The following is a 462-nucleotide window of genomic DNA, read 5'->3' on the forward strand; positions in this document are numbered from 1 at the left end:
CCTCGGCGATCAGCGCGACCGCCGTGGGCTCCCCGTCGCGGGCCGACGACACCACGAGCGGCGCGAGCCGGGCCAGCTCCACCGGCGGTCGGCGGGTCACCGCCTGCACCACGGCGTCGACCGTCGCGCGCGGTCGGTCGTCCACAGCGGTCGCGCCGGTCAGTTCCGACAGCACCCGTCGGCCCAGGTCGCCGGGGGCTTGTGCGCGGTCCAGGCCGGTCAGCAGCCGGCGGACCGCCTCGCGGCCGAGCCAGAACCCCGAGCCGGCGTCGCCGAGCAGCCAGCCGTGGTCGTCGGCGACACGGTCCAGCCGCAGGTCGCGTACCTGGGCGGCGATCGCGCCGGTGCCGGCGATGAGCACCGTGCCGTCCGGGGCGGCGGTGCCGGAGGCGTAGGCGACCAGCGCGTCGCCGTGCACCGCGTACGGGCAGCGCAGTCCCGCCTCGGCCCAGGCGCTGTCGA

1 pseudogene is annotated in these 462 nt (G+C 78.1%); it reads right to left on the reverse strand.

What is annotated here, in order from left to right:
- Window positions 1-462: pseudogene (locus MCBG_RS30145) on the reverse strand (ATPase); the annotation flags it as partial.

The sequence above is a fragment of the Micromonospora sp. M42 genome, assembly GCF_000568915.1.
In the GTDB taxonomy this organism is placed as follows: Bacteria; Actinomycetota; Actinomycetes; order Mycobacteriales; family Micromonosporaceae; genus Micromonospora; species Micromonospora chalcea.